13 protein-coding genes are annotated in these 12918 nt (G+C 67.8%); 11 read left to right on the top strand and 2 right to left on the bottom strand.

Features of this window, described 5'->3' with window-relative positions:
* The first annotated feature begins 41 nt into the window (after positions 1-41).
* The 4 genes from Hhyl6_RS01680 to Hhyl6_RS01665 all read left to right on the top strand — a co-directional run bounded on the left by Hhyl6_RS01680 (position 42) and on the right by Hhyl6_RS01665 (position 3302).
* Positions 42-446 (top strand): carboxymuconolactone decarboxylase family protein, encoded by a 405-nt coding sequence (locus Hhyl6_RS01680; protein ID WP_483737485.1) that lies wholly within the window; start codon positions 42-44, stop codon positions 444-446.
* 47 nt (positions 447-493) lie between these two features.
* Positions 494-1681 (top strand): tRNA sulfurtransferase, encoded by a 1188-nt coding sequence (locus Hhyl6_RS01675; RefSeq protein ID WP_483737484.1) that lies wholly within the window; start codon positions 494-496, stop codon positions 1679-1681.
* Positions 1682-1708: 27 nt separating this feature from the next.
* Positions 1709-2278, top strand: coding sequence for a DUF5804 family protein (locus Hhyl6_RS01670; RefSeq protein ID WP_483737483.1), 570 nt, complete (start codon positions 1709-1711; stop codon positions 2276-2278).
* A gap of 259 nt (positions 2279-2537) precedes the next feature.
* A complete protein-coding gene (locus tag Hhyl6_RS01665) occupies positions 2538-3302 on the top strand; it encodes a helix-turn-helix transcriptional regulator (protein WP_483737482.1) in 765 nt (254 codons plus the stop codon).
* Here Hhyl6_RS01665 and Hhyl6_RS01660 read toward each other — a convergent pair.
* Entirely contained in the window at positions 3299-4222 is a 924-nt protein-coding gene (locus Hhyl6_RS01660; protein WP_483737481.1) for a PLP-dependent cysteine synthase family protein, read from the bottom strand. The two genes, Hhyl6_RS01665 and Hhyl6_RS01660, sit on opposite strands and share 4 nt — an antisense overlap.
* A 108-nt stretch (positions 4223-4330) precedes the next feature.
* Between Hhyl6_RS01660 and Hhyl6_RS01655 the strand changes: the two genes are divergently transcribed.
* Together Hhyl6_RS01655 and Hhyl6_RS01650 are read left to right on the top strand one after the other, a co-directional pair.
* Positions 4331-4765, top strand: coding sequence for a DUF488 domain-containing protein (locus tag Hhyl6_RS01655; RefSeq protein WP_483737480.1), 435 nt, complete (start codon positions 4331-4333; stop codon positions 4763-4765).
* A gap of 42 nt (positions 4766-4807) precedes the next feature.
* On the top strand, positions 4808-5203 hold the full coding sequence (locus tag Hhyl6_RS01650; protein WP_483737479.1) for a thioredoxin family protein: 396 nt from the start codon (positions 4808-4810) through the stop codon (positions 5201-5203).
* On the opposite strand, the gene Hhyl6_RS01645 is transcribed toward Hhyl6_RS01650, so the two are convergent.
* Positions 5204-7342, bottom strand: a complete 2139-nt coding sequence (locus tag Hhyl6_RS01645) for a thioredoxin domain-containing protein (protein ID WP_483737478.1) — start codon at positions 7340-7342, stop codon at positions 5204-5206.
* Between the two features lie 272 nt (positions 7343-7614).
* Between Hhyl6_RS01645 and Hhyl6_RS01640 the strand changes: the two genes are divergently transcribed.
* From Hhyl6_RS01640 to purD, 5 genes are all read left to right on the top strand, one after another.
* A complete protein-coding gene (locus tag Hhyl6_RS01640) occupies positions 7615-10125 on the top strand; it encodes a bacterio-opsin activator domain-containing protein (protein WP_483737477.1) in 2511 nt (836 codons plus the stop codon).
* Positions 10126-10287: 162 nt separating this feature from the next.
* A complete protein-coding gene (locus Hhyl6_RS01635) occupies positions 10288-10893 on the top strand; it encodes an HTH domain-containing protein (RefSeq protein ID WP_483737476.1) in 606 nt (201 codons plus the stop codon).
* Positions 10883-11068: a hypothetical protein gene (locus Hhyl6_RS01630; protein ID WP_483737475.1), complete on the top strand. Its 186-nt coding sequence runs from the start codon at positions 10883-10885 to the stop codon at positions 11066-11068. Before Hhyl6_RS01635 ends, Hhyl6_RS01630 begins: the two co-directional genes overlap by 11 nt.
* Entirely contained in the window at positions 11065-11442 is a 378-nt protein-coding gene (locus Hhyl6_RS01625; RefSeq protein WP_483737474.1) for a DUF7344 domain-containing protein, read from the top strand. Before Hhyl6_RS01630 ends, Hhyl6_RS01625 begins: the two co-directional genes overlap by 4 nt.
* Before the next feature lie 71 nt (positions 11443-11513).
* Entirely contained in the window at positions 11514-12812 is a 1299-nt protein-coding gene (purD, locus tag Hhyl6_RS01620; RefSeq protein ID WP_483737473.1) for a phosphoribosylamine--glycine ligase, read from the top strand.
* Positions 12813-12918: the final 106 nt, after the last annotated feature.

The raw sequence follows: 12918 nt of genomic DNA, 5'->3' as shown, positions 1-12918 counted from the left end.
AACTGTGGTATCGAACGGCGACCAGCGCACGCACCACGATTATGGCTACACAGGAGCAACCGGCAGACGTAGAGGCAGAGATTACGGAGACGTTCGGACAGATACCGGCACCACTGGACGAGATTCCCGAGGACGACATGGCGGGCGAGTGGCACTTCTTCCACAAGTACACCGTCGGCGAGTCCGAGATTCCGCCGAAGTATCGGGAACTGATGGGGTTGGCCGTCGCGGCTAACATCAAGTGTCCGTACTGCATCCACTTCCACCGCAAGGCGGCGGGGATGCACGGGGCGACGGACGCGGAACTCGAAGAGGCCGTCTCGCTGTCGAGTCTCACCTCGCGGTACAGCGCTATGTTACACGCGCTGGAGTACGACCTCGACGAGTTCAAAGCGGAGACGGCAGAGATGGCCGAGTACCTAGAGGAGCAGGCCGCGGACGACTGAGTCCGCGAAGCCGACACCCATTTATCCGCGATTCGGCAAGCAGGGGTATGCACCCGCCCGACGCCGACGTCGTCCTCGTCCGCCACGGCGAGGTGGGCGTCAAGAGCGAACAGGTCCGCCGGAAGATGGAGGACCGACTCGCCGCCAACCTCGACGCGATGTTCGACGCACGGGGGGTCGCCGCCGACGTCGAACGCCGCCGGAACCGCCTGTTCGTCCACACCGACCGCCCGGAGGCGGTCACCGACGCGGCGACCGACACGTTCGGCGTCGTCTCCGCCTCCGCCGCGGTGACCGTCGACCCGACGCTCGACGCCATCCGTGACGCCCTCGGGCGGGCCACCGAGGCGTGCTACGACGGTGGCTCCTTCGCCGTCGACGCTCGCCGCGCCGGACCGAGCGACGCCCACACGTTCGCCAGCACCGACATCGAGTCCGAGGGCGGGGCGGCGGTGTGGGACGCCATCGAGTCGCTCGGCTGGGACCCGAACGTCGACCTGGAGGACCCGGAGTTCCGCCTGTTCGTCGAGTGTCGACCGGACCGAGCCTACGTCTTTCTGGAGAAACGGTCCGGACCCGGCGGGATGCCTCTCGGCACCCAGCGGCCAGTCGTCGCACTCGTCAGCGGCGGCATCGACTCGCCCGTGGCGGCGTGGAAGGTGATGCGCCGTGGCTGTCCGGTCGTCCCGGTGTACGTCGACTTGGGGGAGTACGGCGGCCCGGACCACCGGGCGCGGGCAGAGGCCACCGTGGAGACGCTGGCGGCGTACGCCCCCAACGAGTCGATGGCGATGCACGTCGTCGACGCCGGCGAGGTGGTCGCCGACCTCACCGCGGCACTCGGGGACCTGCGGATGCTCGCTCTCCGTCGGTTCATGCTCGCGGTGGGCGAGGCAGTCGCCGAAGATGTGGGTGCCGTCGGCGTCGTCACCGGGGAGGCCATCGGACAGAAGTCGAGTCAGACCAGCGCCAACGTCGCGGTCACCGACCCGGCGACGGACCTACCGGTCCACCGGCCGAACCTGACGCTGGACAAGACCGAGATAACCGCGCTGGCGCGTGACATCGGCACCTTCGAGGATTCGACGGTCGACACGGGATGTAACCGCGTCGCCCCCGAACTCCCGGAGACGAACGCGTCGCTGGCGTCGGTTCGGGCGGCCGAACCGGACGACCTGTTCGACCGTGCGAGAGCGTGCGCACGGGCGAGGACCGTCGCGTCTATCGAAAGCTAAATCTCCGGGGCGGGCCACGGACGAGCCATGACGCAGGTCTGTCTCGTCGGGAGCGAGGACGTGAACCTCCAGTACGAACTGCTCTCCCGAGAGACCGCCCGGAACGCGCTGGCGACCTACGACCTCCGGGAACCGTTCGAGAACGCGCTCAGGCTAGAGACGGTGAGCCTCGGGGCCGCCGTCGCACTTCTGAACGACCTCAACTGGTACCTCGTCCGGTTCGTGGACACCGCCTTCGTCAGGGAACCGTCGATTAGCGAGACGGAGTGGCTCTCGCGAGACCTCGCCGCCGCCGTCAGAGACGACGAGGTGCCGCCGGACGAGACGGGGCGGTTCCTGAAAGTGTACGGCGTCGTCGACGGGACAGGTGAGGACGGAGACGGCGGCGACCGGTCGACAGAGGGCGACAGTACGGTCGAGACGACGGCCGCTGAGACGGGTGGCGACGCGGCCACAGAGGCGGTACAGGAGCGGCCGCCCCGCCTCGTGGAACCGATGTTGCTGACGCGGACCGGCGAGACGATTCCCGAGTACGACCTCCGCGAGGTGGACGACACGCTGGTCGTGCGTGTCACTGAGTCGGAGTTCGGCGCCTGAAAGGCATGGGGGAGTGTCCCGATGTCAGAGGCACGGTCGGGTCGACTGGTTGTCAGAGGCGTGGTCGTCGCGACCGGACGGACACTCCGTTGGGGACTCGCCGTCTGGTAACGGCGAGTCCGCACCTACAGTAATAGGTGGTGGTGACTTATACCGACCGTCCGGGAGAATTACCGCACCCTGAACACGCCCGGACAATCGCCCGACAGAGAAGGGGTGACCGGAAGAGGCATGTGTCAGGAACTGTATACGACTCGTCATGGCCAGCGTGCCGGACAACGCCGACGTGGTTGCGAAACGACGTGACGTACTCGAAGCGCTCTCGACGCCCACGACGAAACCCGAACTCGTCGAGGAACTGCCGGCGTCGCGTTCGACCGTCGACAGGGCAATCGACGCACTGACCGACCACTCGCTCGTCGAGCGGCGAGAGAGCCGATACGTGACCACGTACGCGGGGCGTGAGAGCCTCGCGGCGTACGAGGGGTTCCTCGACCGACTCGACGCCCTCGGTCGCGCCCAACCGGTGCTTTCTGCACTGCCCCCGACGGTCGACATCGACCCGGCAGTCCTTGACGGCGCACAAGTGGTCGAGTCGACGGCCGCCGCCCCCGAGCGTCCGGTCGAGGCCAACGTCGAACGGGTACGCGGGGCGACTTCGTTCCGCGGCACCGGCCCCGCAGTCGTCCCGCGGTACATCGACGTGGTCACGTCGCTCGTCGAGGAGGGAGGCACGGAGACCGAACTCGTCCTCACCGAGGAAGTCGTCGAGGCGCTCTCTGACGTGTACCCCGACGGTCTGGCGACGCTCAGCGGGGCCGACGACATCGCTATCTACGTCACCGACCACCAGATGCCCTACGCCGTCTGGACGGCCGAGAAGCCGAACGCGACGGTCAGCGGCATCGTGGTGTACGACGACACCGGCATCGTCGGCGTCGTCAACAACGACACCGACGCGATGAACGAGTGGGCGCAGAGTCAGTACGAGCAGTTCAAGACTGACGCCCAGCGCCTGGGCTAGTCGAACATCCCCGTGGACATGTATCGCTCGCCGCTGTCCCAGTAGACGGTGACGACGAGAGGGTCGTCGACGCCCGCCTCGACCAGTTCTCCGGCCACCTCGCGTGCCGCGAGGTTCGACGCGCCGGAGGACTGACCGACGAGGATGCCCTCCTCGCGGGCGAGGCGGCGACATTCCTCTTCGGCGTCGTCGAGTTCGACGGTGCAGACGTCGTCCAGCAGGTCCACGTCGAGGTTCTCGCTGACGAACCCGGGCCCCATCCCCTGGAAACTGTCCTCTCCCTCGCCGGGTTCCATCCCCGAGAGGACGGCGTTGTCGGCCGGTTCGACGCCGACGACGTCGACGTCGGGGAACGCTTCGCGGAGGCGGCGGCCGGTGCCCGTGACGGTGCCGCCGGTGCCGATGCCGGCCACCAGTGCGTCGACGGTCCGGTCGCCGACCTGTTCGATAATCTCCGGCCCCGTCGTCTCGTAGTGGGCCTGCGGGTTCGCCGGGTTCTCGAACTGGCGCAACTGGACGTAGCCGCTCTGGTCGGTCAGTTCGTCCGCGCGGTCCTTCGCGTCGGAGATGTCGCCCTCGACGAGTTCGATGTCGGCGCCGTAGGCCCGCATGATCTCGCGGCGCTCGGGGGACTTCGAGGACGGCATCACGAGGACGACGTCGTACCCTTTCGCCGCGCCGACCATCGCCATGCCGATGCCGGTGTTGCCGCTGGTCGGTTCGACCAGCGTGTCGCCGGGTTCGAGGTCGCCGTCCCGCTCGGCGGCCTCTATCATGAACTTCGCCGGCCGGTCCTTCGCGGACCCGCCGGGGTTGAACGACTCCACCTTCGCGGCGACTGTCGCCCCCTCCGGGGCGCGAACCGACACCAGCGGGGACCCGATGGCTTCGGTGATAGACTCGTGTAGCGTCTCGTGCATTGGCGTCGCGTACGCCAGCCCCGCTTAAAACCCCTAGTGGAGCCCCCGATTACTGTGGGTGGTGCGCGCTCCCGGCAGGCTTTTCCGCCGTCTGTGCCACATACGGGTATGAGCGGGGCTGTCAGCGACACCTACGTCGCGGCGATTCAACACGACCTCGCCGACCTCTCGGGCGACGAGACGCTAGTCGGCGTCGTCCGCGAACCGACCGGGTGGTTCCACGCCGCCGTCGACGAAAACGTCCCCGAACTGGGGCCGCCGCCGGACCTCCTCGCGGAGACGAAACAGCGAGCCGAGGACCTGAAGATGCAGGGGCTCTGTGAGGAGGGCGCGCACAACGCGGCGTGGGACGAGACGGACTTCGCGGACCGCTATCGGTCGCATCTAGCGGAGAGCGAAGCGGCACGGCGGGCCGTCGCCGACCTCTGTGAGCGGGTCCGGGATGGTGAGACGGTCGTTCTCGTCTGTTTCGAGGGCGAGAGCAAGCGCTGTCACCGCACCATCCTCCGCGAACGCCTCCGTTCACGCCTCGAACGGTCCTGAACAGTCGGGAGGTTCAAGCCACTCGCCACGAAAGCAACGGCTATGAGTGAGAGTGGAACGCTCGAAACGATGGAACCGAATCCGGTCTGGGTGAAAGACGCATACACCGACACTGTGGACGTCCTCGCCGGGCACGCCAACGAGCTAGAGTACCTCGTCTGGGGCGGCGACTGGTGTAAGGACTGTCGCGCGCAACTCCCGGACTTCGGGGCGGCGCTGGAGGCCGCCGAGATACCGACCTCCCGGATTCACCACTACCCGACCGAGAAGGAAGACGACGGCTCGAAGACCGGCCCGAAAGTCGACGAGTACGGCGTCGAGTACATCCCCACCGTCGTCGTCGAACGGGACGGCGAGGAAGTGGCCCGCTTCGTCGAGGAGGAACCGGTCCCCATCGCCGTCTACCTCGCGAACGAAATCGAAGCGAAACTCGAATAACTAGTTCTGGCCCCACGACAGGGCCGCCGAGAGGTCGTGTTTGGGCGGCGAGCAAGCGAAGTTCCGACAGGCGTACACCGTCGGGTCGCCGTCGGCCGCGTCCCGACCGGCCCAGATAGGTGGCGCGTCCGCTAGACCCAGCGTGTCGAGCCACGCGTCGAACGTCGTCGCGTCGTCGGGCCGCCACGCCACCAACCGGCGGGGGACGTACGTCTCGGCCAGCGTCTCAGTCCACGCGGCGGGCGGGTCTGCCGGGTCACACACGAGAGTCAGTTCCAGCGACCCCTGCTCGTAGGTGTCGGCCGCCAGCGTCAGGGAGGCGTGCTGGAGCGGGTTCGAGGAGACGCGGTCGGCGTGCGTCCGCAGCACCTTCTCGGCCACGTCGCCGAACCGGTCGTCGGCCCGGAAGTGCGTCAGTTCCAGCAGGAGTTCGACGGCGACGCCCGTGCTGGAGGGGGTCGACTGGTCGGTGAGTTCCTGCGGCCGGGCGACCAGCGCCTCGCCGCCGGTGGGGGTGAAGTACAGCGTCTCGGCTTCGTCGTCCCAGAACGCCTCGGTGATGGCCTCGGCGAGGGCCAGCGCGAAGTCGAGGTGTTCGACGTCGCCCGTCGCGCCGAACAGGTCGAACGCGCCGCGGGCGAGGAACGCGTAGTCCTCCAGATACCCGTCGATGGCCACGTCGCCGTCCTTGTACCGCCGGTGGAGGCGCCCCGCGTCCTCGTCCCAGAGGTGCTCGCGGACGAACCCCAGCGCGTCGACGGCCACGTCGGCGTAGTCGTCGTCGAGGACGACGGCGCCCTCGGCGAGCGCCGAAATCATCAGGCCGTTCCACCCGGCCAACACCTTCTCGTCGCGGGCCGGTCGTGGGCGGTCCTCGCGGGCCGCGAACGTCTCGTTCAGTGCCTGCCGAAGCTTCTCGGTGAGTTCGTCCTCGGTCAGGTCGTACTCCTCGGCGAGGACGGGGATGGGTTTGCGAACCGCCAGTACGGTCGCTCCCTCGAAGTTGCCCCGTTCGGTGACGCCGTAGTACTCACAGAAGACGTCCGCGGCCGTCTCGTCCGAGACGGCGTCGTGGACCTGCTCGGGCGTCCAGACGTAGAAGGCGCCCTCCTCCGTCTCGCCGTCGGGGTTCGCGGGTGGCGCGCTCACGGCGTCGAGCGTGCTGAAGAAGCCGCCGTCCTCGTGCTGGAGTTCCCGCTGGACGAACTCGAACGTCTCCCGGACGACGGCGGCGTAGCGCTCGTTGCCGAGCGCCTGATAGCCGGCGAGGAACGCCCGCGGAATCTCGGCGTTGTCGTACAGCATCTTCTCGAAGTGGGGGACTGCCCACTGCGGGTCCGTCGAGTAGCGGTGGAACCCGCCGCCGACGTGGTCGTACAGGCCGCGGTCGGCCATCGCGTTCAGCGTCTCCTCGACGACGTTCAGGTAGTCCTCCCCGCCGCCGTCGGCGTGTGCGCGGAGCAACGCGTGGAGGCGTCCCGTCTGTGGGAACTTCGGCCCGCCCGACCCCCACCCGCCGTCGTCCCGGTCTGCGCCGCGGTGGGCGATGGTCGCCGCCGTCTGGACGATGTTCTCGTCCGGGTCGCTCGGGTCGCCGGTCGTCGCCTCCAGGTCGCTCTCGATGGCGTCGGTCCACTGCTGGGCGCGGTTCTCCATCTCCGCGCGCTGTTCGGGGTCCGACCACGAGTTCGACAGTTGCTGGAGCAGGTCGTGAAAGCCCGGTTGGCCGCGCTTCTCCTCGGGCGGAAAGTACGTCCCGACGTAGAACGGCTTGCCCTCGGGCGTGAGCCACGCCGACAGCGGCCATCCGCCGCCGCCGGTGACCTGCTGACAGATGCTCATGTACACCGAGTCGAGGTCCGGGCGCTCCTCGCGGTCGACCTTCACCGGGACGAAGTTCTCGTTCAGCGTCTCGGCTATCTCCTCGTCCTGAAAGCTCTCCTCCTCCATGACGTGACACCAGTGACAGGCCGCGTAGCCGATGGAGAGGAAGATGGGGACGTCCCGCTCCTTCGCGGCCTCGAGGGCCGCCTCGTCCCACGGCTGCCAGTTCACGGGATTGTCGGCGTGTTGGCGGAGATAGGGGCTCTCCTCCCCGTCGAGGCGGTTCCGCGTCGTGGGGTCCGAACTGTCGCTCATGGTTCACTCTCGGTGGGCCGGGCTGAAAAGGACGTGGACCCGATGTAAAGATTCATATTGGCTGACTATTTACGACCCTCACTTCCAATGTCATCTCGGTTTCTGTGGGCTGTGCCGGAATCGGGCACCGTCGAGAACTATCTCCCGCTCTCGTCTCCGGTTCGGCCGACGTCCGCCCGCACCGTCCCGTGTGTCCCGTCGGCCAGTCACGGCCGCGCTCCGACGACCGACTCGCCGGCATCGGCGCGTCGCTCACTGACCCCGGTCGATAGATGAGCGTGGTCGTCGACGTCGCACTCCCGGCGGCCGACGTCGGGTGCGCCGACGCCCTGGCGACTGGCGAGTCCACCCGTCTCGAACTCACCCCGGCCGTCGTCACCGAGGCAGCGTTCGCTCCGTACGTCTGGGTCGAGACGGACGATTTCGACGCGTTCGAGGCCGCACTGCGTTCGGACCCGTTCGTCGAACGAGCGGACCGCCACGAGCGGCGACACGGGCGGACCCTCTACCGCATCGAGTGGGACCTCTCCGAGGTCGACGTCTTCTCGCTCGTCACCGACCACGGCCTCGTCGTCGAGGACGGCGGTGCCGAGGACGACGAGTGGTGGTTCCGACTCCGCGGTCCCGACCGGGAGGCCGTCCGCGACTTCGCCGCCGACTGTCGGGCCTGCGACCTCTCTCCGCGACTCGACTGGGTCGCCGACCCGGACACGGCCGACGACGGGCAGGGGAGTGACCCGTCACCCCAGTCGGCGACCGACCGGCCGTTCCAGCAAATCGTGGAGAATCTCGACGAGGTCGTCTGGCTCTCCGACCCGAACAAAGACGAGATACTGTACGTCAATCCGGCCTACGAGGGCGTCTGGGGACGGCCGCGGGACCGTCTGTACGAGGAACCGCTCGCGTTTCTCGACGCGATTCACCCCGAAGACCGGGACCGCGTCCGCTCGTCGCTCGACCGACAGGCCGTGGGCGAGTACGACGAGGAGTACCGGATAACGCGGCCGGACGGGTCGGTACGCTGGATACACGACAGGGCCGTGCCAATCACGGACGACGACGGGTCGGTGTACCGGGTGGCCGGCATCGCCGAGGACGTGACCGACCGCAAGCGGCGCGAGCGCCGTCGAGTGAGACTGCACGAGGGCGTTCGGGAGGCGCTGTGTGCAGACACCAGCGAGGGCGTCGCCGAGGTGGTGGCGGGGACCGCCGTCGAGTTGCTCGACGTCGACTTCGCGTGCGTCTACGCCGACGACGGAACCGAACTCCACCCGGTCGCCCACGCATCCGGCGATGCTGTCGTGAGCGATGACATCTCCGCAACCGCTCTCGACGCCCGGGTTCGCGAGTCCTTCGCAAACGACCGGACGTGGACGTTCGGCGGCCGGGCGACCAGCCGAGACCTGTTTCCCGACGGCATCGACTCCGGCCGCGTCCTCTCCTTGGGAGAGTACGGGGCCTTGGCGCTCGGGAACCGGATGGACGGCCTCGACGAACCGGTCGCGGAACTCGCGGAACTGCTGGCGGCGACCACCGAAGCGACGCTCGGACGGACCGAACGCGAGGGCGCGCTCGAACAGCGTAACGACCAACTCTCGGAACTCTCACGTCGCAACAGGGTCATCCGTGACATCAACGCGGAAGTCGCTGTCGCGACGACCCGTGACGCTATCGAGTCCGGCGTCTGCGAGCGGTTCGTCGACGGGGCGGGCATTCTCGGCGCGACCGTCTGCCGACAGACGGCGACCGACAGCCAGCGTCTGTGGGTCGACTCGGGGGCGCAGTCGGACGGGGAGGCCGTCGAGATAGCGGCCGACGTCTGCACACCCTTCGAAGACCAGACAGAAGCGGCCATCGAGACGGGCGACGTACAGGTCGTCGACGACCTTCCGGCACTCGAACACCGGTCCGACCGCCTCGACTGGTCGCGGTGCGGGCGCGTGGCGACGGTCCCACTGCTCTCCGGGGAGGGCCACTACGGAGCGCTGGTGCTGTTCAGCGAGGACCGGTCGGCGTTCGACGACGAGATGCTCGCGGTCCTTCGAGAACTCGGACAGACCATCGGACAGGCGATTCGGGCCGCCGAGACGCGAAAGACGCTCATGACCGAGACGGCGATGGAACTGGAGTTCGAGGTCGTCGGTTCGGACGTGTTCTTCCTCGACGTCACCGAGGAGTTCGACTGCCAGTTCGAACTCGAAGGCCTCGTGCCAGCGGGCGACGACGACCTCGTCTACTACGTCACCGTCGACGGGCTTTCCGCCGAGGAACTCGCCGACCGAACGGAGCAATCGGCGACCGTCGAGTTCGAACGGACGATTACAGAGACGGCGGCCGGTGGACTGTTCGAACTCCGCGTCACCGGGCAGACGGCCATCCACGTCCTCTCGGCACACGGTGCCACCATTCGGTACGCGGAGGCCGAAGACGGAGTCGCTCACGTCGTCACCGAAGTGGCCTCTAACGCCGACCTCCGGACGCTCGTCTCGAACTTACAGAGCGTCTGTCCGGCCACGGAACTCGTCAGGAAACGGGAACTGGACCGGCCGGTCGTCACCGTCCAGCAGTTCCGCGCCTCACTCGAAGGGCGGTTGACCGACCGTCAGTTGGACGTCCTCCGGAGCGCGTTCCTGTCCGGGTACTTCGAGTGGCCACGCGACAGCACCGCGGAGGAACTGGCGTCGACGTACGACGTCACCTCCGCGACGGTCCACTTTCACCTCCGGAACGCACTCCGGGCGCTTCTGGAGACGTTCTTCGAGGAGCAGGTCCACTCCGCGTGATTTCGGTCGGAGAACCGAGCGATGGATTCGGCCGGTCTAGTCACTTTAACCGAATCTTTCTACCCATCGACACACTCCACTCAGTCGAACGCTCGCGGAGTCGGGGGCGAATCTACTGGCCGGCACAGCAGTCCCCACTGGCCGTGAGCAGAGACGACTACAATGAGAGAAGGGATACGGTCGATAGACCACTATCGCGGACAGGGCGCGGCGAGCACAGCGACGTCGTCGAACGGCGACGAAATCGACGGGACGGACGGTATCGGGCTCACACGCGAGGACTTGGAGCAACCGCTCGACGTGACGCTCTGGCTACGGCAGGGGGCCTCACACAGCGTTCGTGACCTACAGGAGCGGACTCGCGAACGGGCCGTCGGACTCGGGGAGACGCCACACGTACGGGACGTCTCGGTCCGGACGTGGCCGAAACGTCTCTTCCGGCGGTCGGACGAGGACGGCGGGGGGTTCGGCCCGGTCCACCGCACCGTCTCGCAGATAGCGGACTGGGCCAGCGACGAGCACCGGACCCTCGCACCCGCGTTTGACCGTCGCGTGGTTCGGTCACCGCTTTCGGGTGACCGCCGAGTCGAAGTCACGCTGCCGGTCACGTGTCTGACGGTGGCCGCGGCCTCGACGCTCGCGGCCGCGTTCCCGCACTGTGCCGGCGGCCGCGTCTACACCGTCGAGGATTTCTTCGACTGGTACCGCGAGACGTCGACGTCGAGGGCCGCCGACAGCGCGACCGGAGGTGAGACGGATGGGCGGTGACTGCATCTCCGCACGAACGCGGCTCGTCGAGGCGCTGGTCCACCTGGAGGCGGCACACGACCGCCTCGATGCGGCTGGCGAGAGCGAGGCGACCGACGTCGCCGAAATCCGTGCCGACGTCGAACGAGTCCTCGAAGCGGCATCTCGAACGCAATCGAACCGGCCGGCGAGATGACGGCGTCGGGGAATCGACGAGAGAGGCCGTCGGCGGCGAGCGTCTCCGAACTGCTCTCTGCTGACCGACGGCGGTACGCACTATACAGCCTCCTGCTCTATACGACCCCCGTCTCGCTGGCGAGCGTCGCGGACACAGTGACCGAGATGGAACGAGGACGTCCGGCAGAGGCCGTCCCGAAGGTCCGGTTGGAGGTGTACCTGAGTCTGTACCACGAACACGTCCCGACGCTCCGTTCGGCGGACCTCGTGACCTACGACCAGTCGTCCGACACGGTGGCGGACGGCCCCCGTTTCGCCCAGTTGGCGTCCCGTCTCAGACGGACGTTGGAAGCGGAGTTCGACGACGGACCGGTGTGGCCTCCCGACCGTTGAGAGCGCCACACCTCACGGTGTCCGGACGCGGAAGGGCAATACTTACGTCCGCCCCAATCCGGCGTTCGGGTATGACAGAGACAGTGCTGCTGGTGGGCGGCGGCGGCCGCGAACACGCCGTCGCTCGTGCGCTCGCCGACTCGGACGCCGACCTGTACGCCTGTGCGGGCAACCGGAACCCGGGCATCGTCGCGCTGGCCGACGGGTTCGAGACGCTCGACACGACGAACCCCCAAGCCGTGACCACGTACGCACGCGAAGTGGACGCGACGCTGGCCGTCGTCGGCCCCGAGGCACCGCTCGCGGCGGGCGTCGCCGACGCACTCGACGACGCCGGCATCTACGCCTTCGGTCCGCGGGCCGAGGAGGCCCGCATCGAGACGGACAAGGCGTTCCAGCGCCGCTTCATGCGGGAACACGACATCCCCGGCTGCCCGGACTTCGAGACGTTCGAGGACATGGAGGCCGCCTGCGAGTACATCGACGAGTACGACGGCGACCTCGCGGTCAAGCCCGCGGGCCTCACCGGCGGCAAGGGCGTCCGCGTCATCGGCGACCAGTGTACCGCCGAGGAGGCCAAAGACTACCTCCGCGACTCCGACTACGACCGCGTCGTCCTCGAAGAGCGACTGGTCGGCGAGGAGTTCACCGTTCAGGCCTTCGTCGCCGACGGGGAACTGCGCGTGACCCCGGCCGTGCAGGACCACAAGCGCGCCTACGAGGGCGACGAGGGGCCGAACACCGGCGGGATGGGGAGTTACTCCGACGCCGACCTCCACCTCCCGTTCATGACCGAGGACGACTACAGCGACGCCGTCGAGGTGCTCCGCGCGACCGTGGGCGCGCTGGAGGGCTACAAGGGCGTCCTCTACGGCCAGTTCATGCTGACCGAGACGGGGCCGCGCGTCGTCGAGTTCAACGCCCGCTTCGGCGACCCCGAAGCGATGAACACGCTCCCGGTGCTGAACACGGACTTCCTCGACGTGCTGACCGCGGCCCGCGACGACATCTCGCTCCCGCAACTGTCCTTCCGACCGAAGGCCACCGTCTGTAAGTACGCCGTCCCCGACGGCTACCCGACCGAACCCGAGGCCGGCGCGAAGGTCACCATCGACGAGGACAACGCGGGCGATGCCATCCTCTACTACGCCAGCGTCGACCAGCGAGACGACGGTATCTACACGACCACCTCCCGGTCGTACGCCGTCGTCGGCGTCGCGGACACCATCGGCGAGGCCGAGGAGATAGCCGAGGGCGCCCTGGAACGGGCCGGCACCGAGGGCCTGCGCGTCCGCCACGACATCGGAACGGCCGACCTCGTACAACAGCGCATCGACCACATGAACGAGATTCGCGGCGGGGCCGACTGAGGCCCGCGAGCCGATTTCTCCGGTTGGCCGCACAGGATTGAAGCCAGTCCCCGCTGTCTGTGGCCCTGTGTGTGTCGAGACTGTCACCCAGAGGGAGCGTGACCCG

It is taken from the genome of Haloarcula sp. H-hyl6, assembly GCF_056934455.1.
This window is presented reverse-complemented; position numbering and strand designations above follow the sequence as displayed.

What these genes read in the sequence shown, in the direction of transcription:
- Hhyl6_RS01680 (WP_483737485.1), top strand. Translation starts at nt 42, where the DNA reads ATGGCTACACAGGAGCAACCGGCAGACGTAGAGGCAGAGATTACGGAG.
- Hhyl6_RS01675 (WP_483737484.1), top strand. Translation starts at nt 494, where the DNA reads ATGCACCCGCCCGACGCCGACGTCGTCCTCGTCCGCCACGGCGAGGTG.
- Hhyl6_RS01670 (WP_483737483.1), top strand. Translation starts at nt 1,709, where the DNA reads ATGACGCAGGTCTGTCTCGTCGGGAGCGAGGACGTGAACCTCCAGTAC.
- Hhyl6_RS01665 (WP_483737482.1), top strand. Translation starts at nt 2,538, where the DNA reads ATGGCCAGCGTGCCGGACAACGCCGACGTGGTTGCGAAACGACGTGAC.
- Hhyl6_RS01660 (WP_483737481.1), bottom strand. Translation starts at nt 4,222, where the DNA reads ATGCACGAGACGCTACACGAGTCTATCACCGAAGCCATCGGGTCCCCG.
- Hhyl6_RS01655 (WP_483737480.1), top strand. Translation starts at nt 4,331, where the DNA reads ATGAGCGGGGCTGTCAGCGACACCTACGTCGCGGCGATTCAACACGAC.
- Hhyl6_RS01650 (WP_483737479.1), top strand. Translation starts at nt 4,808, where the DNA reads ATGAGTGAGAGTGGAACGCTCGAAACGATGGAACCGAATCCGGTCTGG.
- Hhyl6_RS01645 (WP_483737478.1), bottom strand. Translation starts at nt 7,342, where the DNA reads ATGAGCGACAGTTCGGACCCCACGACGCGGAACCGCCTCGACGGGGAG.
- Hhyl6_RS01640 (WP_483737477.1), top strand. Translation starts at nt 7,615, where the DNA reads ATGAGCGTGGTCGTCGACGTCGCACTCCCGGCGGCCGACGTCGGGTGC.
- Hhyl6_RS01635 (WP_483737476.1), top strand. Translation starts at nt 10,288, where the DNA reads ATGAGAGAAGGGATACGGTCGATAGACCACTATCGCGGACAGGGCGCG.
- Hhyl6_RS01630 (WP_483737475.1), top strand. Translation starts at nt 10,883, where the DNA reads ATGGGCGGTGACTGCATCTCCGCACGAACGCGGCTCGTCGAGGCGCTG.
- Hhyl6_RS01625 (WP_483737474.1), top strand. Translation starts at nt 11,065, where the DNA reads ATGACGGCGTCGGGGAATCGACGAGAGAGGCCGTCGGCGGCGAGCGTC.
- purD (WP_483737473.1), top strand. Translation starts at nt 11,514, where the DNA reads ATGACAGAGACAGTGCTGCTGGTGGGCGGCGGCGGCCGCGAACACGCC.